Below are 20,093 nucleotides of genomic sequence, written 5' to 3' on the forward strand. Positions count from 1 at the left end.
ATAGCTCAGTTGGTAGAGCACGACCTTGCCAAGGTCGGGGTCGCGAGTTCGAGTCTCGTTTCCCGCTCCAAGTTTGTACACGGTTGTTGTTGTGCTACTAAACAGCGATCGTTTGAGGCCGAGTAGCAAAATGGTTATGCAGCGGATTGCAAATCCGCCTACGCCGGTTCGATTCCGACCTCGGCCTCCACTCTTAAAAACCCCGTAGATCAATGATCTACGGGGTTTTTTATTGCCTGCGAAAAAGTGGGGTGTTCCGCAATTCTTGAGAGGGTTCCGCAACCTATCGTGCTGGCTACGTGGTTTTATTGGGGCTCTAGGTTTTTTTCGTGGTGCTGCTGAGTCGCCGCCTGGTGGCTGTCAAAAAACGATTTCAGAATGAAATACGTTGCTGCTACAAGTGAGCCCTTGAGCCTGACGTTATCTAACAATTTCAATTAAAGGGTTGTGCAACTACGTCGCTGGCCTAATCTAATTTGCGCGTTCGGGTTCATAGTGATGCAACTGAGCGATAGCCCGGAAGAGGAAGGAAATTTTAATTTTTCAAGGAGCGTGCAAGTGGCCACCACTGATAATACGAAAAAGGTCGACCTAGTCTTTTTAATCGACTCTAGTAACTCAATGAAGGATGAAGCATCCGCGCTCAGTGCAAGGCTTAATGCGGCAATCGAGGAGGCGAGTAAAGCTTGTCCTTCGGATTTACGTGTTGAGTTTCTTGGTGTTGAGGGTACTTTTGGCAATTCAAAATTTGATAAGAGCGCACGTAGCTATCTTACCGGGACGCTTAGGGTCGACGACGGTAAAATCAAAGGCCGAAAAGCCAGTGCCGTCGGTAATCCAGCCCAGGAGGATGTAGCGCCGGCTGCCGAAGACATCATCAAATATTTTGACTGGCGCAAAGGAGCGGAAAGAAATCTCTTCGTATTGGGAGATGAAAGCCTGTACGGCGGAGAGATGGTACTGAATGCAGTGCGCATTAAAGCCTGTGATGATGCCATCGACACCGCACTGGCCCATACTGTCAAGGTTCACTCTTATCTGGGAACTCCGCACCATACTCTGCCTTACCCTACACCTGCTGATGAAGAGGCCATGGTTAAGGAGTACAAGCGTCTTGCATTACGCACCGGTGGTGAACATTATATTTACACCAAAGGCATTGCTGATTTCTCCCAAGTACTGAAAAACGCTATTTGCGCCAGCAAGGTACCCCATCAGGAAAGTGTCGAAGAGAAGAAAGAAGAGGCCGATAAGTTGGAGGGTAAAGATCCTGTCGATAAGCCAGATAATACCTCTTCAGGAAATAGTAATCTCTGCGAGCAACTCCCTGAGATTGTCAAAGCGGTTAATACGTTGGCCGACGTACTGAAAGGTCTGGTTGAGTCCTGCGCCCCGAGCAGCAAAGGAGAAAAACACGCTTGTCGTTGTCATGAACATGATGCGAAAAAAGACACTGGGAATAACAGTGCTGAGCAATCTGGGAATAGTAACTCCGGGGTGGAAGGGCAGCCCCAGGTATCCGAATTCGTCGATAAAACGATGTTTACTGATGGCGACTGGAATCACTGGGAAGCCGGGCCCGTCGGGCATGACTGTCAACTTGTCGATTACGCGAAGCAAAAAACTAAAGGTCTTTATTTTAAAACAGCTGCGAACAAAGCGCATGCCGGCACTATTCTGAAGAAAACTCTGGTGGGATTGGAACCAGGGCAAGAGTATTCGTTTCTGATCCGCGCGAAGCGGGTGATCGGGAAGTTTAGTACACCAAAGCTCTCATTGAGCGTTGACGGTAAAGACATCAGTGGCGTGGTAGAGCTGATAACTACAGATGAATGGGTGACAATAACGGGGAACTTCACTGCGGGAGCGGGGCCGACAAATCTGGAGGTGATCAGTCATGAAAATGACAGCAATGGCAATGATTACCACGTGGGACGTCTGGTGATTGCCAATCCCGGAAACCCGGCTTTAGACATTTGAATATGGGGCCACAGATCTGTGGCCTCTTCTCTCTTGCCTCCCACCCTGATCGCCAGTAAATCGCACGTACTGTGTAGTGCTCTAATGAAACCGGACACCCATTTAGGCGAGAATGCTCGCCAGATAGAGGTGTCTGATGACCAGGCAACGTCGTTCCTTTTCCGCTGAATTCAACGCGAGGCCGCAGGCCTCGTGCGTGATCAGGGCTATAGCCACATCGAAGCCTGCCGTTCGCTCGGGGTCGTCGAGTCCGGGTTGCGCCGTTGGGTCATCAGGAACAGGGTGGAAAATGAGGTGCAAGCTACCAGGTAGATAGCTATCAACCGAGCCAGGAGTTTACCTGTCTCGCGATTGGTGGGGCGTGAAAAGATTTCCGCAACGATATTTCCCTTTTGATGGGACGTATCCTGGAGGGCTTCAGAAATCAGTAGCTTGCGTAGCAAAATGCGTGCTAACCTATTGATCTACTTGGCTTTGTAGCGTGGATTGCAAATCCACCTGCGCCGGTTCGATTCCGACCTCGGCCTCCACTATAAACAAGCTCCGTAGATCCATGATTTACGGAGCTTTTTTATTTTCAGTGAGCTGCAAGATTTAGTCTTGAAATCAGCTACTGTGAACTTGCTTCACCGGGACGTGATGTATATATTTCCCGCTCTGCTTCAACGGCTCAACAGACAGATTCTCTGGTCGACTGATTTGAGCACTACAACAGCGCTACCGCCCGAATGGCGAAACTGGTAGACGCATGGGACTTAAAATCCCCCGCTCGTAAGGGCGTGCCGGTTCGATTCCGGCTTCGGGCACCATGAATATCAAGGGCTTGCATGACGTACCTCATGCAAGCCCTTAGTTCTTTTTTCCGCAATCAAAAAATCTTTTCCGCAATTCGTGACCGTTAGTCACCTCGTAGGGGTGATCTTCATGCCCTTTCGCATACGGATGTACTGTTCTGTCATCCCTACGGTGGTGTGCCCAAGTTGGTCCCGAGCTTCTCTGATGCTCCCTGTTGACTCCTCTTTATCCGTGGCCGCTTTCGCTCGTAGGTCGCGCATCTGAAATTCTGCTTTTGGAATCCCGGCTGCTTCCCTGGCGTCATCGAACCTTTTTCTGAGCATACTGGTCGTCATCGACTGGCCAGAGTCGATTACTACCAGGCGTGTTGATCTGATTTTCTGTCCGGCCTTTCGCGCCATGATTCGATCGATTACGACTTTGAGCTCACCAATGATTTCGATCCTTCGTTTAGCCCCAGTTTTGCCTTGCTGGACGGAGAGCTTCCCGTCTTTTATGTCTCGCTCATCCAATGTGTCTGCGATCCTCTGATCTGTTAGGTAGAACAGGTCCAAAGCGTCTCTCAATGGCTGATCGGCATGCCGGTACAGGTACGCGCGTTTACGCGCACGCGTGCTTTTTAAATTTCTCTCTATACACGAGAAAAGAGAAAGAAAAGTAGGACGGTGGGGCAAAGCCCCAATCTGCGGGGCTTTCAGACGTCCCACCTTGTTTTGGAGAGGTGGGACGCATGGAACGCCACCGAAACAACAGAGGCAAAAGCCAGCCGGGTTGAGATATTCACCGACATTCGCCAGCCGTTCACCGGGCGTAAGCCACACATTCACCGGATGGCATTAAAACGGTCTTGCTGCCACCAGAATCGACCTGTAAAAAGGGGCCATCTTCGATGGGTGCGACCGCAAAGCGCGGCAGGCCACCCACCACCTGACCCGGCCATTGCGTCGGGTCTTTTTGTTTAAGGGGCAGGGCAATGACGAACGAGCAACAGGCACTGGCAGAGATGCCGATCTGGTTGGTGATTGCCCTATCCCTGGTTGGCGGCGTGTCCGGCGAGATGTGGCGAGCTGACAAGGATGGGGCACGAGGTTGGGCGTTACTGCGCCGCCTTGCACTTCGATCCGGTGCCTGCATCGTCTGCGGCGTGTCAGCGATGATGTTGCTGTTCGGTGCAGGCCTGTCGATCTGGACAGCGGGCGCACTGGGTTGCCTGACCGCGATGGCCGGCGCCGATGTCGCCATCGGCTTGTACGAACGCTGGGTGGCCAAGCGGCTGGACTTGAGCGAGGCCGAGCCTAAGGCATGAGCCGGGCAGGCCCGGGAGGGTGCCGATTTTTACGGGTCCTCCCTGAGGGCCGCCCCCTACACGGGTATCGAACTCGCGGATTCTCTCTAACTGAAACCTTTGCAGGGATGTCCGTCTTTTCAAAGGATTGGCTAAAGGGCAATCATGTCTGCGATCTGGTAACCAAGATTTGTGACTTGATAGATTTCGCCTTTGTAGCCCTGACCGACGATAAGCCCTTCGTTCGAGAGTTCGAGAATCGCTTGTTCCCATTTGGCTACTTCTCGGCGGTCTCTCTTTTCGGCGACGAGATTCTTACCGTTTGTTTGGACGTCTGTACCTTCCATGTATTCGACATGAATGATTGTCCCATGAGCGTCCAGGCTAGCTTCCTTCAACAGAATTTGAGCTTCACCAGAAAGCTTCGGGATCTGCGTTTGAGATTCGGAGATTTCGCTTGAACTATGGCTTTCCAATTTGTTGAAGATTGGATGCTCGTTGACCTTAAGCTGGAGGTGTCGATAAAGCTTTGTTCGAAAGTCCGCGAGACTGTCGTAGCTCTGATAGAGCCCTCGACTTTGGCAATCGGTTTTGAACTTCTTAACTGCTGCGGCCTGCTCAAGCTCAACGGAGTCGAAGACCACTGGTTGAGATGAAAAATACAACATTGCTGGCTTGCCTGACTGAATGTGTTTTTCGAGCTCTTCGACGGTACCACTCGCGTAGTCTTCGGTTGGCGTACCAATCCTCGTCCAAAACACGCCTATCAGCAGGTCACATTTCTCTAGGATTTGCTCATTGATGATGGCTTGAGGGGAGTTCCCCATTTCGGGAGAGGAGTGAGACTCCCAGCCAATGGGAAGCAAAACGATCTTCCGTGTATTGGAATGAACTGCGTTCCACTCATAAATGACGTCGCGCACAATCGCGCGCTCGGAGGCTACATCACCTGGTGAAGCAATCATCACGTTGAACGCTTCTGCGGCATAGCTCATTGCACATCCTCAGTGTAGGAAAGGGGGGGCGGGGTGTTAAAGCTGAAGGTGATCGCACCAAGGCATGACCAACAAGGCGCGTCTCAGCACTGAAAGCGATCGCGTATGTGCTGGTTGTAGTAGGCACCTTTGGACACAGCTGCCATCAAGCCATTGTGTATGGTTGATGGGACACCGCAGAAGTCGTAGGAGTGGCCTTGTTCAAAGCGGATCCTCATTCGTCTTGTTGCAGGATCGTAGCCAACGGCGGTCATCGCACTGGAACGCACGGCAATCATTTTCATGACTTCTCACCTTCTGACTGATCGTCCACAGAGACTAGTCGAACGAGGCGGATCTGCTGGCCAGGCCACCGAAAAGGCGCCGGGGACCTGAGGACTTTCAAAGGGCACGGGGTCGGAAACCCGCGGGATCGTGTTAGTTGGAGGCTCGCCAGCTTACTGAAATTTCAATCCACTGAAATCTTGAAAGGAATCATTGAAAAGCCGCTGAAAAGGAGGGCTTATGAGCACAGCCACTTACCTGTCGAAGAGCGCCTTCGCGGCGCACATTGGTCGGTCACCTAGCTACATCACTTGGCTCAAGGAAAATGGTCGACTGGTGCTGTCGCCCAACGGCAAGCAGGTGGACGTACTGGCCACCGAAGCGCTGATCCGCGAGACCGCCGACCCGAGCAAGGCTGCCGTCGCTGCCCGCCACCAACAGGGGCGGCTTCAGCGTGATGTGTACAGCCAAGTCTCAGCCCAATCCGAACCGACTAACATGGCTGCGCCGCCGCCCGTTGATTCCGCGCAAGGGCAGTCCCCGGACTTTCAGAAAGCACGTGCGCATCGTGAGCATTACCTGGCGCGGATGGCTGAGATGGAGTTTCGCAAGGCTCAGGGGGAACTGGTGGAAATCAGCTTTGTGCAGAAAGCCGCCTTTGAAACAGCGCGATCGCTCAATCATTCTCTGATGAGTCTGTCGCCGCAGTTGGCGCCGCAACTCGCCGCCTTGTCGGATCCTTGGGAAGTGGAGCGGCAGCTTACTGCTGCGCTGCGGCAGCGACTGAACGAAGCGGCTCAGGTTTCCAGCGACGACTTTGGCTTTACATTGGGTGAGTGCTAAGGGGATCCGCAAATCAGAATTTATTCGGCTAGCAGCGTGATTGAGTGACGTCTGCTTTCGGCCAAAAGCGGACGTAACGGCGCCTGTGTAGTATTTGCTTTTCTTTCGACCTGTATAGAGGTGCCCGATGTCTAGCCGACACTCCCCATCCCCTACAAGAGCCGTCCTGAATCTGAAAAACGCACGTTCACTTTTGGGAAAGCGGCTGGGTGCGCTGCTGCACGACCAGTACTATTTCAACGACGAAAAGGATCTGGGAGACATAGGTTCTCTAGAGTGGCGTTTTGGCGAGCGAGAACTTCTATCCATGTATCTCTTGAGTGATGGTGAAAGTGTAGGCGCGGACTTCTTGCCCTCAGATACGCCGGCTTCCTTCGAGATAGAGCCGAACGTGACATGCTCCTGGAAAACGGAAAATCTGCTTGCAGGTCTATCAGCAACCCACCTCGAGAACACAAAAATTTGCGTAGTTGAGGGAATTCTTGACTCTTTCAACGGGCAAGAGCCTTTGCTTGCCGGATTCAGAGTTACGTTCGAGACCGGTGATTCATTGATCTATCTTAACCAGGGCGACGATGCCGTAGTTTTGATTAATGCGCCACCGCCAGTAAGTGTAGGCCTCGAAACCCGCTTCGTTACCTCAGTTTAATCACAGCTATGAGTCGGGTGCAGCCCTTCATGCCAGGCAGAAATCGGCCAATAGAGGTCATTCATCGTCTACAAAATCCCGAGCGGGTCGGTAGCTTCAAACCCAAATCCGAAAGCACTTTGCAGGCATACGGACTCCCTGCAAAATAAGATTAAGATTTCTCTGTGACCGCTCAACTTTCAAGGACGACTGATGCCACCAGTACCGATCAAGCGCAGGTTCACACCGGTCCCCGCAGCGTATCAGAAGGACGATTTGCCACTCGACGAGGTGTGGTCACATCTTTCCCGCGGGCATCACAAATGCTGGAGTGAACTACTTAACGAGTACCGCGTTGTCATCTTGGCGGACGCTGGCGCGGGGAAAACTTACGAGCTCGAGTCCGCAGCTAGGGATCTTTGCACCCAAGGTAAACCAGCATTTTTTCTTCGTATTGAAGATATAGATGACAACTTCGCAACTGCCTTCGAGGTCGGGTCTGAGGAATTGTTCGGGGAATGGTTGGCAGGGTCGGACGAAGCATGGTTTTTTCTAGACTCTGTTGATGAGATTCGATTGACCGAGCCTCGCGCATTCGAGCAGGCAATTCGAAATTTTGCCAAACGAGTTCGCTCCGCGAGCCAACGCACGCATATCTATATTTCAAGTCGGCCTTATGCTTGGCGTGCGCAGCGTGATCGTTCCTTGATAGAAGAAGTACTCCCGTTTGATCCTGTACGCCAGGAAGTCATCAATGACGACGATTCGCCTGCTGAGTTTCTTGATGGCGACACCGTAGAGAGAAACTACTCAACCGCCAGCGTTCAAAAAAACGAGCCATCACTCCAGTTATACCAACTTGCGTCACTCGAACAAAAAGACATTCGCCTTTTCGCTGAGCACAGCGGCGTTGCGGACAGCAGTGCTTTTTTGGATGCGCTTGAACGGAGCGCCTTGTTTCCACTCGCAAAATTACCCTTCGATCTACGCGACTTGATAGCAACTTGGCGTGAGACTCAACGGTTAGCCAGCCGGCTTGAAATCTTGCAACAAGGCATTTTGCGGCAACTGAAGCAAGCACCGCTATCAGCACTGGGGTTGCCACTCGAGCGTGCTGAAGCAGGGGTGCAGCTAATCGCCATCGCGGCGATTTTAACGGGGCGCTCTAATATTCTTCTCCCTGATTCACCGAACACAGGGGCAATGGACCCAAAAATACTGCTGCCAGGTTGGACCGACGCCGAGATATTAGCGGTGCTCACGAGCGGGATTTTCGGTGATCCAATTTTCGGAGAAGTGCGCTTTCGTCATCGAGAAATCCGTGAGTTGCTTGCAGCAAGTTGGATAAAGAACAATGTAGAACTCGAAGCTGCGCGTGGGGAAATTGAGCAGCTTATCTTCCGTCGACAGTACGATGAAGATATTCTGACTCCCCGCCTAAGGCCGATTCTTCCTTGGCTGATATTGTTTGATGACGCAATTCGCGATCGCGTAATTCCAAACTATCCTCAGGTGGCCGTAGAAGGTGGAGACGCAGCTAATCTCCCTCTTCCTGTAAGACGCGAAATCCTGTCCAAGATGATTGAGCACGTTCTTGATCCTATCTCAATATTCCGTGGCGTAGACAACGCTGCAATAGCCAGAATTGCTCAGCCTGATCTGGCAGCCTACGTACTTGAGTTGATTGAAGCGTACGCTCATAACGAAGACGCAATTTTTATTTTAGGGCGCCTAGTCTGGCAGGGTGAAATGCGTACCTGCCTAGACACTTTGACTCGAATCGCCGTAGATCCAGAGCGTGGACTATATGCACGAATGGCTTCCGTACGGGCGGTAGCATGCGTTGGTAATTCGAACCAACTTCACACTCTATGGCGGTCACTCATTACCCTGTCGGAGCCAATTCCGGGTCGGTTAATGACGGAGATCATCGCTTATGCTCCTGCAACGGCAGAAACAATTACGCTATTGCTAGAGTCACTCGACAAGCTAGAACTGCCTCAGAAATACGAAGCGACTGGAATGCCCCACGCTATGAACGAATTTGTTCAGCGCCTGCCTATCGCCTCAAGTCAGGCGACTAATCCATTGCTGCTTGAGCTTGCAGAAGGCTTACTCGGTTACCTTGAGCGTGAGCCCCATATCCAGCCTGGTGAATGTCCAATTTCAAAAATGTATGTATGGCTAATGGACTGCGCACTGCACTGTATCGGGCGCTTGATCATTGCGCGTCATACGTCGGCGTTATCTCCAGTCTCACTCACAATCCTTGCAGCAGCACCGACGATACGACTATGGCACGGTGAGGACCATCAAGAGCACAGGTCAATTATTGATACTCATCTATCGCAGTGGCAGGAGCTCAATGATGCTCTCTTCTGGTGGACGGTAGCAGAATGTCGTAAGCAACAGGAGTCAAAGGGGAAGATACTCGAGGACGATTGGCCAGTGACTTGGCCGGAGCATTTCTGGACGTTTGATGAAACCAGCTTCGAGCGAACGCTTAATTGGATAAGGGAACGACCGCTTCACGATGACCAACTTGTGGCTTTATCTCGATCTGTGCGCACTTACAAAGGTATGGGGCAACCTTCGGCTTGGCTTGACGACCTACGTCGTATAGTCGCTGGCAACCTTGATTTGGAAGCAGCCCTAGAATCCAGACTAAATCCGCCAGTAACGCCCGATACGCAGCGCTATGAGGAGCAACAGCACACCTTCCGTGAAAGTAGAGTACGTCGTGATGAAGAAAATGCTTTGGCTCGCGCAAAATTTGTGAACCGATTGCGCTCCGATCCTAATATCATCCGACATCCCCCAGGCTTAAAACCCTCTGAATTAAGTACAGCCCAGTTTCACTTGCTTCAAAGCATTGAAGATGGCAACCATCTCAATCAGCGTGCTGATGCAAAGAGTTGGAAAGTTCTGATCCCCGAATTCGGAGTTGCAGTCGCCGAGGCCTATCGCGATGCATCAAAGGCTTTGTGGCGTGCATACAAACCCAAGACTCGCTCGGAAGGTGCAAATGCCGCCTCTATTCCCTATGCGATTGTCTTTGGCTTGTCGGGACTCAATATCGAAATCGAAGAAGACAGCGCGATAATTGAGACATTCGAAAAAGCCCAGGCTCGGCACGCGCTTCGTTATGTCTTATGGGAGCTGAATGGTTTTCCACGATGGTTCGAAGTCTTTTATCGATCGTGGACAAAGCTATCATTGGACTTCCTCTGGAAGGAGGTTGAGTGGGAGCTCAAGGAAAGCCCAGTAGAACAATCACTGCATTATGTTCTGCACGATCTCGTCTATTACGCCATTTGGCTCCACGCCGATTTAGGGCCGAAACTCTACGATTGGCTTTTGAAAAATCACGTGGTAAATCAAGACTGCCTGCGCTATTGCCGGATAATAATGATGGGGGGTGGTGTGACAGCTCACGAAGTGGCGACGCTCGCTGGGCAAAAAATAGCGGACACCAGCACCCCGCCAGAACAGATTGCGATTTGGCATGCAATGAGAACTGATGCCGATCCTGCTCTCTCGCTGCCAGCCCTCATAGCCAAGTTCAATACCGGCACTCTTGAAGAACGCACAGAATTCGGTAGTGCCTTTAGTGTTGCCTTACTCGGTAGCCGTCGAGATGTGACTTCATCTTTCGACAAATTCAAAACTCCGAGTTACCTCAAACGGATATACCTACTAATCCATGGTTCGGTCAAGGCTTCCGACGACATCGAGCGGGCCGGTAAGGGAGTCTATTCGCCAACGTTACGCGACGATGCGCAGGATGCACGAGAGCGTCTGTTCTCACTGCTAGCCGAAATTCCCAACGAGCTCGCCTATCGCGCAATCCTAGAACTAGCGGACGAGCATCCCGAGCCTCGCTATCGCGACTACATGCGCGTTCGCGCTTACCAGCGAGCAGAACAGGATGGTGATTTGTCGGCGTGGAGTACGTCCCAGGTATCCCAACTTGCGTATCGTCTAGCCGGTCGCCCCGACAATAAGGTTTCGGCACCTGGAGACGACAATGCAAAAGCTTAAGGAACGCGGAACTCCGCCCGATATTCTTCAGTCCAAATCGGCGGATTATTCGCGAAGGGTGATGCGGGATTTCTTGGCCCTCAACCCGAATCGCCGAGCACAAACTAGTGTGCCGGCTATAGGCATCAGTGCGACAGATGAGCAATTGGTTGCCGCTGTTTCTAAACTCAGCCAGAACCGATGCGCTTTCTGTGAAGCGGAAGACGAACTGTCGGTTCATCGCTTCCGGCCAGTTGGGAATGCCTTGCCCTTCGTAGAGTCGAAAAACGCACACCTTTACTACCTGTGGCTTGCCGATGCTTGGCAGAATTTACTTCCTATTTGTACCGGTTGCATCCCGCTCGAACCCCAGTTTCCAATGACTGGCCGCCGCGCCCCGCTGCCTTCCGATCGTGAAATCTTCGACTATATCGAACGAAATGACGGTGTATGGCCAAATTACCCGCCGAAGGAAAACATCCTTTTGCTCGATCCCACTCGCGATCGCGAATTTGAAAAGCACCTCATTCCTAAACTTGATGGCGAGTTGATAGGAAGCTCGCCAAAAGGCGAGGCAACCGTGCGTGTATTCAATCTCAATCGATCTGACCGTCGTGATCAGCGTTACCACACCTACCAATCGCATATTGACCGCTTTCTCCCGCTCTTTAGGAGTTATGGGAGGTACGGAAATGATTCCGAATGGCAAGCACTCTTTGACTTTTCGGGAATGGAGTTCGGTGGTACTTGGTATCTTCTACTGCGCCGTATAGCCCGATGGATTAGCGCTGCGATTGGAGTTAAATGGAGGACTTCGCACGATCACATCCTTTCGTTTTTTACGAGACTGGCCGAAACTCCTGGCGCTCTGGATCGTGTCGAGTCGGCTCTCATTACTATTAGTCGCGAGGATCGAGAGCTACAAAAGTTTCGCAGAAAAGGTGGAAGGGTTTATCCCACACGCGAATCAGTCACTTCGGTTGAAATCAGTAATTTCAAAGCAATTGAAGACCTGAGACTAACTTTCAGCGCACCGGCTGTAAGACCTGGAGATCTGTCGAGCAGGCAAGCGCCATCACTGATAATTCTCGGTGAGAATGCGACCGGCAAAAGTTCAATTCTCGAAGCGATTGCGTTAGCCCTGACAGATCCTGCTGCTCGTAGCGCATTAAATGTACCTTGGCGTCGCATGGTGCTCGATCCCTCTCAGCTGGGACTAGAGAGGACCTACACACCACGGGGAGCCGAAGTGCGCGTGAAGCTGAGCAACAATCAGGAGGTCATACTGACAATCGATCAGGGGCTACCGGTTGTGCACAGCGATCTCGGTAAGCATCACGTGCCTGTATTCGCCTATGGAGCATTTCGACGTTTCATGACGGGTACACATCGGACTTCTCCTCATACACACATCCGCAATCTCTTCGACAGCAGCACTCTATCCAATCCAGAACCTTGGCTTAAATCCCTGAAGCTAGACCAGTTCAACATGGTGATTCGTACACTGCGTGATCTGCTTTCAATCGAAGGAGATTTTGAAGTCATACAACGCGAGCCTCGCACACGCCAACTTCGCATGGTGACCTCGCTGAAAGAACCGGATGGAGAGCTCTACTATAATCGGACTCCGCTTCATGCGGTCTCATCAGGATATCGATCGATGCTCGCAATGGTGTGCGACATCTTGCGAGGTCTACTGGATCCCCTTGTTTATGAAGGGTTTGAGAGTTTCCAGACGGCGCAAGGTATCGTACTGATAGATGAAATCGAGGCCCATCTCCATCCACGCTGGAAGGTGCAGGTGATGTCGAGCCTACGTGCCGCGTTGCCTGGCATGACATTCATCGTCACAACACATGACCCGCTTTGCCTACGAGGAATGGGGGATAACGAGGTTGTGGTTCTCCAGCGTATCGCAACTTCCGACAGCCAGCGCCAGAGTCAGATGCCTATAGTGGTCGAGCGCATGGAAGGACTGCCGTCAGTGACGGACCTTCGTATTGAGCAATTACTAACATCTGACTTCTTTCAGCTTCTTTCCACCGATGATGCGAAAGCTGATCGCCGTCTGGCTCAAATCGCCGATCTCATCACAGCGCGTATGCGAGGAGAAGCAATGTCCGCCGAAGACAGTCGGATCCTCACAGCCTTTGAGCAGGATATATCTAGCGCGCTACCTGTAGGTTCAAGTGAAGTACATCGCATCGTGCAGTCAGCAGTTGCTCAATATCTTGCGCAGCGACGGGACGCGAGCAGTCGAACACTGCAGCGGTTGCGTGATGAAGCAAGAGACGAGATTCTGAAAGCATTGGAGGCAGTGTAATCATGCGCCGTGTTGATCGCTCCGGCGTGGATACTCCAAAATCGCTTCTTCCTGGTGGTAAAGGTCTGGCCGAGCTGGCAAAGGCTAGGGATCACCGCAACGCTCCCCCTCCAGCAGATGGCACAAAAAAGAAGAGCTTCGAGTACAAAGCTTATAAGGGCGACGACGTTCATATTGCATTGGAAAAACTGTTCCACGGCAAATGCGCGTATTGCGAAACAGTGTATGCCGCCTCAGCCCCCGTGGATGTCGAACACTACCGTCCTAAAAACTCAGTATCCGAAAGCCCCGGGCATGGCGGCTATTGGTGGATCGCTATGCAATGGGAAAATTTGCTACCTAGCTGCATCGATTGTAATCGTCAGCGTGGGCAAGTATTGGTCGCACCTTCTACCAGTTTGGCGGTACTTGCTGCCACCGCCAAACCGGCAATCGGCCAAGCTGGCAAGAAAGATAGCTTTCCGCTTGCAGATTCTGGCGTACGGGCGATTGCTGAAAATACGGATTTTATTGCCGAACACCCTTTGCTACTTAATCCTTGTCTAGATGATCCCGCCGCAAGCCTGAGGTACAGTTTTGATCCGGTGAGCGCGAATGGGTTGATCCTGCCAACAGGTGATGAGGATCAACAGAAACGCGGCGCCGTCTCAATCCAAATCTATGGTCTAAATCGATTAACACTCGTGCAGGATCGAACTCGAATATTGAGATGCCTCGAGTTTCTTGGTGATCTTGTAATCGATATTTCTGGTTCGATTGCAGACTTAGAAACGCCAGCCGCTATAGCAGCATTGGTTGGAACACCTGCTGAGGGAGTCGCATCGAGGTTACGGCTTCTGCGAGATCGTACTCTGGCTGAGATAAAAGACTTTTCAGCTGATGAAGCTCCCTATTCTTCGATGGCTAAGGCCTGGCTTGAGCAATTTAAAGTGCGAATTTTGTCTACCCCCTCTGCCACTCCTTAAAAAGCGCAATTGCAAAGACTTGACCACACATTTGCATTGCCGCTGACCAATCAATTGCATCCGTGCTGACCAACCGGAAAAGGGGACGAATTTATTTTCAGAGAACGGATTCTAATAGCAGAAAAGGGGACTGGCACTGCTAGTTCCACCTTTCGCAGGCATTATCCGTGGAACAGAGCCTAGGGCTTAATGACCTTCGCAACCAGAGCACCAAACACAGCCAGCGCTACTGTCCCCTTGCCGATCTCAGCGACGCCGCTGGTGCACTGCGGGCAAAGTTCATCGTCGTAGTATTCGCCGCCTTTAGCGTAGTTGTTGCAGCCTGGGCTGCGGCAGACGTAGATGTCTTCGCGGCACACTGGACATGCACATTTGTCACGCCTTACAGAGTTCTCCTCGATGACAGGAGGTGTGACCATCTCAGCGCAGAAAGGACAGATGCCCTTCGACTTGGTACTCATGATGGTATCCCTACAGAGGACGCACAGCGATTCGGGTGGATCGGCACTTAGGGCAATAATTGGGTGTGCCAAAGCCTGCGCGGCTCTTCCATTTGTTGCCACAGACAGGCTTTTTGGGATCAAGGCATTCAGCCCAGTACACTTGATCTTTCTTTGCGGTAGCCATGAAACGTCTCCAGTTCGTCAGTGCAGATGAGCCTAGGAGAGATATTGCACAATGTATACTGGCGAATCTCTATAAAAAACCTGTTAATAATCAATGCATTATAAGCATGTATATTTATACATGTTTATAATGCATTGATTATTAATGAAAAAAACTTCGCATTGTGTATTCGGGCCGTGCATTCAAAATGCCATTATGTGATACGCATCACAAAATCTTTGGCGTTTGGATGTAAATCCGGACATCGAAGGCTGAAGCAATTGAAGCGAGTTCCGGCTGATTGCGTCCCATCGTGAAGGACGGCAACCGACCCAAAGCAGACGTCGAACACCAAAATTTTTGCCGTTTAAAAATCGATTTTGCATCGTGCTTCAGCGGCCTGTATTCGTAATGTAAGACCAGACTCGAAGCACATGACAAGATGATGATCTGGTTGGATGTGATCTGTCAGGTAAAAGGCCTGTGTCTCTGCGTTGGACTCCACGGCTCCGATCGAATGAATAACACTATCGTCGCCATCGATTGGGTAATCATCCCGCCCACTTGATGAAAAGTAATCGACCTCATGGAAGCTGATAGTAATCTTGTGTGCTTCTTCGGTCGGCACCCAGGCTTCAGTCCGTCGAGTAAAGATGAGTACAGCCGACCTATCCACGATGTCGTAATTATGGTGCTGGCGTGGTAGAAGTTATGAAGGTCATACGCACGGTTTTGAATCTCAACCTCAATATGCCCGAATTCGAAACCATGAAATTGCATGGGTAAGCCCTAATGATCTAACGGCAGGCGTGTATCGTACGGCATCGTCGCAATGACTGCTTTTGGCCGATAGCGGTAATGAGCGGCAACAATTAGCCAGAAAATAACTTGGGGTCTGTCCCCAGTTGGAGGGTGGGCCATATTCATGATCAAGCGCAGCCCTGGTTATCGCAGAACTGTCGTCCTTACCCTGAGCACAATGCGGCCTGTTTATCAACGAAATCGATTATCGATAAACAGGCGTCTATTCGCCGCCGGCTCTCCAATCTCTTCGAGCATCGTGGTGGTTCTTCAAGCTGCCTTGAGTGAATTGATCACGACAACGATGGCGAGGACGACGTCCTTGCCAGATAATCAAATTTCCGGCCTGATAATGATTTATATAACGGCCCCGACAAATGAGGTTTTTTCTGATGGCAAATGCGCGGCCGCGTCCAGCGGTAAATGGTGTGGCTTCGGCTGACCGGGTCTTGACCGTGCTCACGGCTTTCCAAGTTGGTGATACAGCATTGAGCCTGGTGCAACTGGTTGAACGTACCGGGCTCATCAAGAGCACAGTCATGCGCTTGATGGTCTCGCTGGAAAATCATGGGTTGATCAACCGAATGGCTGATGGCCGTTACCAGTTGGCCAGCGAAGTCATGAGGCTTAATGCTGTTTACCAAGACGCGCTTGACCTTGAGCGTCATGTGATGCCGCGTCTCCAGTATCTTTCTGAACAGTCCGGTGAAACCGCATCATTTTACGTTCGACACGGTGCCTATCGGATGTGTCAGTACCGGGTGAACTCTCCACATCGGCTGCGACTTAACCTTCAACCAGGTGATATGCGTCCGATGGACGAAGCAGCAGGAGCTCAAGCGTTGCGAGCACCGTTCCAAGTGGGTATCGCGCTGGAAAAACCGTACTACTCTCGCGGTGCAACGGATCCCCATGCCGCTTCCATAGCACTGCCAATTTATGGTGCTCAAAAAGAGTTGATGGGCGCGCTGGTTGTTTCCGGGCCTGCGAGTCGATTGACTGAAGAGGCAGCCGACAGCATAAGGGCGACCTTTTTCGATACTGCGCGTGATCTGATGCGCAGCCTTGGCTTCAAGCCAGCGGACGAAACGCCCGCCAGCAACCCATTAGAAACCGTAAAGTGATACAGGGTTGTCGCGAAGGATCAAAATGCGTTTGTTCTCCTCCGGAGCCCAGACCGCAAGCAAATCCAGCAGGGCAGCGTCGTCCGGTTTTCGATCGGCTGCCAGCGTGGGATGCGGCCAGTCGCTTCCCCACAGGACTCGTTCGGCAGTCCTGCTGATCAGCGCGCTTCCAACCTGGCCCGCATCATCGTAGGTAGGCTCGCCTACCTTTGACCGCAGGTAAGGCGCTGATAGTTTGACCCAGGTTTTGCCGTTATCCATGAGGCGGGACAACGACGCGAAGGCCTCTGATTTCAACCCTTCCGGTTGCGGCACATGCCCCATATGATCAATCACCACCCGTGACGGCACTTTTGCCAGGCGCTGCTCTATCTCCACCAGGAAAGGCCCGGGTGCAACTTGCACATTCCAACCCAGCGCGTCGACTCGGGCGGCCAGCCGTTCAAGGTCATCCAATGCTGTGTTGCCCACACTCATATTGAAGCGAATGCCGCGTACCCCTGCATCATGCAGTTCGGCCAGTTCTTGATCGCTTATTGAACCATCGACAACGGCGACCCCTCGCGCATCACCACGACTGCGCAATAGCCCATCCAGCAGGATACGATTATCCGTGCCATAAGTGGATGGCGTGACGATCACCATTCGTGACATGCCAATGCGTTTTTGCAGTTGTCGGTAGTCTTCCAGCGATGCATCGGGCGGAAACAAGGTGGCAGTTGGGGCGGGAGGGCAGTGGTGATCGTATATATGCATATGACAATCCACACTGCCGGCCGGAGGTATCAGCCTTGCGACTGAGTCACCTTGGCTGTAGGCCACTTTGGCGAAGGCTTTCAAGGAGGCGAGGGCAGCCAGTGTCCCTCCCGCTTGCATGAAACTGCGTCGAGACAGAGCCATCATGATTTCTCTTTGCTGTTGTTCGAATAGAACAATGCCCATGTTCCACCAGGGGGAAATGGGCATGGTTTTCAGGTCAGACGTCTTTATTTGACGCTGACTGCCAGATCACCCTGTTCACGCTGACGTTTGCGACCGATCACCAGAACCATGAAGCCGGCTAGTGTGCACAGCGCTGCAAGAGGCATCAGCGCCAATGCATAGCTGCCCGTTGCATCATGGATCGCGCCGTAGGCGTTCACCATTAGTCCGCCACCGATCAGGTTGGCCATGGCGCCAACAGCTGCCAGCCCTGCAGCTGCTGTAGACGACGACAACCAGCCAGACACCAGTGCCCAGAACGGCCCCTTCATCGAATAGGCTCCCACCAAAACCATGGTCAGCATGACGATCGTGGCTGGCAAAGATGAAGCGAACAGGGTCATGAGCAGGCCTGCCGCAATCAGCAACAAAGTCATTGCCGTGTGCCAACGACGCTCGCCTGTGCGATCAGAGCTGCGCCCCCAAAGAATCATCAGCACCGACGCAACGCCGTACGGGATAGCGTTGACCAGGCCGATCTCCATAGAGTTGAGACCGAAGGTTTTGAGCAGCTGAGGCGCCCACACACTCATGGTGCTGCCGGCTGCAGAGGCTCCGGAGTAGATGAGTGCCAGCACCCAGATATCCTTGTGGCGCAACAGCTTCCACAACGAGATATGGCCGATGGCGGTTTTCTTTGCCGACTCCTCAGCCAAGCAGCGGGTCAGCCAGTTGCGCTGTTCATCGGTCAGCCATTTGGCATGCTCGGGACGATCAGTGAGTACGAACAGGCAAGCAATGCCCAACATCACGGCCGGGATCCCTTCAATGATGAACAGCCAGTGCCAGCCGCGCATGCCCATCCACCCATCAAGGCTGAGCAGAAGCCCGGAAAGCGGAGAACCGATGAAGTTGGCCGCAGGAATGGCCACCATGAAGAGTGCGACCATGCGGGCGCGATAAGCCGACGGCAACCAGTAGGTGAGGTACAAAAGCACGCCCGGGAAAAAACCGGCCTCCGCCGCACCCAGCAGAAAACGCATGACGTAGAGAGAGTTGGCCCCTGTGACGAAAGCGGTGCCCGCCGAAATGATGCCCCAGGTAATCATGATTCTCGCGATCCAGATCCGGGCACCAAATTTTTGCATGGCCAGATTGCTGGGTACTTCCACAAGAAAGTAGGCAAAGAAAAACAGGCTGCTGGCAAAACCGAACACTTTTGCAGTCAGGCCTAGGTCTTCGTTCATCTGCAGCGACGCCATGCCAATGTTGCCGCGGTCAATGATCGCGATCAGATAGCAGATGATCAAAAAGGGCAGCAAACGCCAGGCAACCCGATGCATCGTTTTGCGTTCGAGTTCGCTCACGGTGGAAGCGGTGGAAGTCATAAGGCTCTCCATTTGTTTTTTTTGTGGAGTGTCGCGTTACGGATGGGCCCCTTCTTGCTGCAAAGGAGCACGCAATCAGGCAATCAGCAGTTGAGTAGGTGTCGGTTGACCACGCAGCGTGGCTCCAATGGCTGACCTGCACAGACATCCAGGATCTGGCGCAACGCGACAACACCTACGCGATCACGGGCTTCCGAGGTGTTGGCGCCGACATGGGGAGTCGCCACCAGCGTAGGCAGGCCCCACAAAGGGCTATCTGCAGGTGGTGGCTCGGGATTGAAAGTATCCAGTCCGGCACCGGCAATTTTACGCTCGCTCAGTGCTTGCACTAGTGCCTGGGTATCGATCAGTTCGCCCCGTGCGGTATTGATAAGGATACTGCCCGGGCGCATGAGTTCGAGCTGTGCTGCCCCGATCAGATTGTGATTGGTCTCGGTCAGCGGGCAGTGCAGGCTGATGACATCGCTCTGCGCCAGTAAAAGATTGAAATCTTCTTCGCGTTCCACGTGCGCGCGCGCCGGCAGCTCTTTGAGGTAGGGGTCAAAGACCTTTACCTTCATACGCAGGGGCGCAACCAGATCCATCAGGATGCTGCCGATCGAGCCCAGCCCGACAAGGCCAAGTGTCTTACCAAACAACTCCACACCGTTTGCCTCGGCCTTGTCCCAATGACCGTCGCGCATGCGCGCATCCAGTAGCGCTGTTTGTCTCGCGACACTGAACATCAAAGCGAAGGCGTGCTCGGCCACTGACTGGGCATTGGCGCCAACGGCAATGCTGACCGGAATACCGCAAGCGGCAGCGGTTTCGATGTCGATGGTGTTGTAGCCGACGCCGTGTTTAGCGATCGCTTTCAAATTTTTCGAGGCTTTGATCATCGACCCGGTCAGTTGACCCTGGCGGACGATGATCGCATCAGGCTGCAGCTCACGAATGATGGCTTCCAGCTCTTCGGCCGGCAGATAGGGGGTGGTTGGAATAACCCGAACGCCGGAGGCGGCGGCCAGGTTCATGGCTTCCGGGGCAAGTTCAGGGCCGGTCAGCAGAACGGTCAGGGACATCGTCAGTACCTTATTTTTATCGTGGAGACAAACGCTGGCGCGTGCAGCGACTGCGATGTGATAACCCTATCATAACGAAACGCTGTTGCAATAT

At 52.5% G+C, this 20,093-nt stretch carries 14 protein-coding genes, 2 tRNA genes and 2 pseudogenes; 11 read left to right on the top strand and 7 right to left on the bottom strand.

The genetic code is table 11. The features are described from left to right. The first annotated feature begins 116 nt into the window (after positions 1–116). The 4 genes and pseudogenes from LVD08_RS03015 to LVD08_RS03030 all read left to right on the top strand — a co-directional run bounded on the left by LVD08_RS03015 (position 117) and on the right by LVD08_RS03030 (position 2,789). Positions 117–190 (top strand) — tRNA-Cys (locus LVD08_RS03015). Positions 191–498: 308 nt separating this feature from the next. Continuing rightward, complete coding sequence (locus LVD08_RS03020) at positions 499–1,980, top strand: carbohydrate binding domain-containing protein (RefSeq protein WP_247267366.1); 1,482 nt, start codon at positions 499–501, stop codon at positions 1,978–1,980. A gap of 136 nt (positions 1,981–2,116) precedes the next feature. Continuing rightward, positions 2,117–2,274: pseudogene (locus LVD08_RS03025) on the top strand (transposase); the annotation flags it as partial. A gap of 428 nt (positions 2,275–2,702) precedes the next feature. Continuing rightward, a tRNA-Leu gene (locus tag LVD08_RS03030) sits at positions 2,703–2,789 on the top strand. Between the two features lie 93 nt (positions 2,790–2,882). On the opposite strand, the pseudogene LVD08_RS03035 reads toward LVD08_RS03030, so the two are convergent. Next, positions 2,883–3,371, bottom strand: a pseudogene (locus LVD08_RS03035) (tyrosine-type recombinase/integrase); the annotation flags it as partial. A 377-nt stretch (positions 3,372–3,748) separates the two neighbouring features. Between LVD08_RS03035 and LVD08_RS03040 the strand changes: the two are divergent. Next, complete coding sequence (locus LVD08_RS03040) at positions 3,749–4,081, top strand: phage holin family protein (RefSeq protein ID WP_008080174.1); 333 nt, start codon at positions 3,749–3,751, stop codon at positions 4,079–4,081. A gap of 131 nt (positions 4,082–4,212) precedes the next feature. On the opposite strand, the gene LVD08_RS03045 is transcribed toward LVD08_RS03040, so the two are convergent. Beyond that, positions 4,213–5,055: a DUF4062 domain-containing protein gene (locus LVD08_RS03045; protein WP_247267367.1), complete on the bottom strand. Its 843-nt coding sequence runs from the start codon at positions 5,053–5,055 to the stop codon at positions 4,213–4,215. A gap of 83 nt (positions 5,056–5,138) precedes the next feature. Next, positions 5,139–5,339, bottom strand: a complete 201-nt coding sequence (locus LVD08_RS03050) for a KTSC domain-containing protein (protein WP_247267368.1) — start codon at positions 5,337–5,339, stop codon at positions 5,139–5,141. A 220-nt stretch (positions 5,340–5,559) separates the two neighbouring features. Between LVD08_RS03050 and LVD08_RS03055 the strand changes: the two genes are divergently transcribed. From LVD08_RS03055 to LVD08_RS03075, 5 genes are all read left to right on the top strand, one after another. Further along, a complete protein-coding gene (locus LVD08_RS03055) occupies positions 5,560–6,162 on the top strand; it encodes a terminase small subunit (protein ID WP_247267369.1) in 603 nt (200 codons plus the stop codon). Between the two features lie 127 nt (positions 6,163–6,289). Further along, a complete protein-coding gene (locus LVD08_RS03060) occupies positions 6,290–6,811 on the top strand; it encodes a hypothetical protein (RefSeq protein WP_247267370.1) in 522 nt (173 codons plus the stop codon). 192 nt (positions 6,812–7,003) lie between these two features. After that, the gene (locus LVD08_RS03065; protein WP_247267371.1) at positions 7,004–10,831 is read left to right on the top strand and encodes a hypothetical protein; all 3,828 of its coding nucleotides are present in this window, start codon (positions 7,004–7,006) and stop codon (positions 10,829–10,831) included. Further along, positions 10,818–13,133 (top strand): AAA family ATPase, encoded by a 2,316-nt coding sequence (locus LVD08_RS03070; RefSeq protein WP_247267372.1) that lies wholly within the window; start codon positions 10,818–10,820, stop codon positions 13,131–13,133. The genes LVD08_RS03065 and LVD08_RS03070 overlap by 14 nt, the downstream gene beginning before the upstream one ends. Positions 13,134–13,135: 2 nt before the next feature. Further along, on the top strand, positions 13,136–14,098 hold the full coding sequence (locus tag LVD08_RS03075; RefSeq protein ID WP_247267373.1) for an HNH endonuclease: 963 nt from the start codon (positions 13,136–13,138) through the stop codon (positions 14,096–14,098). Positions 14,099–14,277: 179 nt separating this feature from the next. On the opposite strand, the gene LVD08_RS03080 is transcribed toward LVD08_RS03075, so the two are convergent. Then, positions 14,278–14,559 carry a hypothetical protein gene (locus LVD08_RS03080; RefSeq protein WP_247267374.1) on the bottom strand — a complete coding sequence of 94 codons (282 nt, stop codon included), beginning with the start codon at positions 14,557–14,559 and terminating at the stop codon, positions 14,278–14,280. A 1,338-nt stretch (positions 14,560–15,897) separates the two neighbouring features. On the opposite strand from LVD08_RS03080, the gene LVD08_RS03085 reads away from it, so the two are divergent. Next, on the top strand, positions 15,898–16,629 hold the full coding sequence (locus tag LVD08_RS03085; RefSeq protein WP_247267645.1) for an IclR family transcriptional regulator: 732 nt from the start codon (positions 15,898–15,900) through the stop codon (positions 16,627–16,629). Here the strand turns inward: LVD08_RS03085 and LVD08_RS03090 are convergent. From LVD08_RS03090 to LVD08_RS03100, 3 genes are all read right to left on the bottom strand, one after another. Then, the gene (locus tag LVD08_RS03090; RefSeq protein WP_247267375.1) at positions 16,612–17,571 is read right to left on the bottom strand and encodes an amidohydrolase family protein; all 960 of its coding nucleotides are present in this window, start codon (positions 17,569–17,571) and stop codon (positions 16,612–16,614) included. The two genes, LVD08_RS03085 and LVD08_RS03090, sit on opposite strands and share 18 nt — an antisense overlap. Before the next feature lie 44 nt (positions 17,572–17,615). Beyond that, on the bottom strand, positions 17,616–18,938 hold the full coding sequence (locus tag LVD08_RS03095; protein ID WP_247267376.1) for an MFS transporter: 1,323 nt from the start codon (positions 18,936–18,938) through the stop codon (positions 17,616–17,618). An 83-nt stretch (positions 18,939–19,021) separates the two neighbouring features. Continuing rightward, a complete protein-coding gene (locus LVD08_RS03100) occupies positions 19,022–19,999 on the bottom strand; it encodes a hydroxyacid dehydrogenase (protein ID WP_247267377.1) in 978 nt (325 codons plus the stop codon). Positions 20,000–20,093 lie beyond the last annotated feature (94 nt).

The sequence above is a fragment of the Pseudomonas sp. YL2 genome (genome assembly GCF_023063025.1).
Classification (GTDB): domain Bacteria; phylum Pseudomonadota; class Gammaproteobacteria; order Pseudomonadales; family Pseudomonadaceae; genus Aquipseudomonas; species Aquipseudomonas putida_A.

Excerpts from the sequence above, each read along its gene's own strand:
- LVD08_RS03020 (WP_247267366.1), top strand. The coding sequence starts at position 499 with ATGCAACTGAGCGATAGCCCGGAAGAGGAAGGAAATTTTAATTTTTCA.
- LVD08_RS03040 (WP_008080174.1), top strand. The coding sequence starts at position 3,749 with ATGACGAACGAGCAACAGGCACTGGCAGAGATGCCGATCTGGTTGGTG.
- LVD08_RS03045 (WP_247267367.1), bottom strand. The coding sequence starts at position 5,055 with ATGAGCTATGCCGCAGAAGCGTTCAACGTGATGATTGCTTCACCAGGT.
- LVD08_RS03050 (WP_247267368.1), bottom strand. The coding sequence starts at position 5,339 with ATGAAAATGATTGCCGTGCGTTCCAGTGCGATGACCGCCGTTGGCTAC.
- LVD08_RS03055 (WP_247267369.1), top strand. The coding sequence starts at position 5,560 with ATGAGCACAGCCACTTACCTGTCGAAGAGCGCCTTCGCGGCGCACATT.
- LVD08_RS03060 (WP_247267370.1), top strand. The coding sequence starts at position 6,290 with ATGTCTAGCCGACACTCCCCATCCCCTACAAGAGCCGTCCTGAATCTG.
- LVD08_RS03065 (WP_247267371.1), top strand. The coding sequence starts at position 7,004 with ATGCCACCAGTACCGATCAAGCGCAGGTTCACACCGGTCCCCGCAGCG.
- LVD08_RS03070 (WP_247267372.1), top strand. The coding sequence starts at position 10,818 with ATGCAAAAGCTTAAGGAACGCGGAACTCCGCCCGATATTCTTCAGTCC.
- LVD08_RS03075 (WP_247267373.1), top strand. The coding sequence starts at position 13,136 with ATGCGCCGTGTTGATCGCTCCGGCGTGGATACTCCAAAATCGCTTCTT.
- LVD08_RS03080 (WP_247267374.1), bottom strand. The coding sequence starts at position 14,559 with ATGAGTACCAAGTCGAAGGGCATCTGTCCTTTCTGCGCTGAGATGGTC.
- LVD08_RS03085 (WP_247267645.1), top strand. The coding sequence starts at position 15,898 with ATGGCAAATGCGCGGCCGCGTCCAGCGGTAAATGGTGTGGCTTCGGCT.
- LVD08_RS03090 (WP_247267375.1), bottom strand. The coding sequence starts at position 17,571 with ATGGGCATTGTTCTATTCGAACAACAGCAAAGAGAAATCATGATGGCT.
- LVD08_RS03095 (WP_247267376.1), bottom strand. The coding sequence starts at position 18,938 with ATGACTTCCACCGCTTCCACCGTGAGCGAACTCGAACGCAAAACGATG.
- LVD08_RS03100 (WP_247267377.1), bottom strand. The coding sequence starts at position 19,999 with ATGTCCCTGACCGTTCTGCTGACCGGCCCTGAACTTGCCCCGGAAGCC.